We start from the raw sequence: 778 nt of genomic DNA on the forward strand, positions 1-778 counted from the left end.
CCACAGCCCAACTCTCGGGCCTGGCCACCAGCACCGTCTCGGCGCTGAGCACAGACCAAGTGGTTGCGTTGACGACGTACCAGGTCGCGAACCTGTCGACGGCGACGCTGAAGGCGCTGAGCACAGACCAGGTTGCTGCGATCGAGACGACCGACATCCGAGCGCTGACGACGGGCCAGATGGGCACGATTGCGACCAGCACGGTGGCGGCCCTCTCCACAGACCAGATCCAAGCCCTGCTGACCAGCCAGCTCGGAGCGCTGAGCACCAGCGGCGTACAGGCGCTGTCCACCGACCAGGTGGTGGCGCTGACCACCGCCCAAGTGAGTGGACTGAGCACCCGTACGGTGCAAGCCCTGCTGACCAGTGCCGTAGCGGCACTGACCACCGACCAGATTGGCGTGGTGAACACAGCGGGACTGGCGGCGCTGACCACAGCACAAGTCAAGGCACTGTCCACCGACGCGGTGGTGGCACTGTCGACCTACCAGGTCTCCAACCTGACGACGGCCACGATGGCGGCGCTCTCCACGGGCCAGATTGCGGCGATTGAGACCACCGACATCCAGGCGCTGAGCACCAAGCAACTGGCTGGCCTGGCCACCGGCACGGTCACGGCGCTGACCACGGACCAAGTGGTCTCGCTGACCACATACCAAGTTGCGAACCTGTCCACGGCGACCCTCAAAGCGCTGACCAGCGACCAAGTGGCGGCGATTGAGACCACCGACATCCAAGTGCTGACCACAGCCCAACTCTCGGGCCTGGCCACCAGCAC

Annotated in this window: 2 pseudogenes; both read left to right on the forward strand. The window is 65.6% G+C overall.

Going from position 1 to position 778, the window contains the following annotated elements:
- Positions 1 to 161, forward strand: a pseudogene (locus AC1D1Y_RS25960) (hypothetical protein); the annotation flags it as partial.
- Positions 162 to 179: 18 nt separating this feature from the next.
- Positions 180 to 778 (forward strand): annotated as a pseudogene (locus AC1D1Y_RS25965) (heme utilization protein); the annotation flags it as partial.

The sequence above is a fragment of the Polaromonas sp. P1_G1 genome (assembly GCF_056405595.1).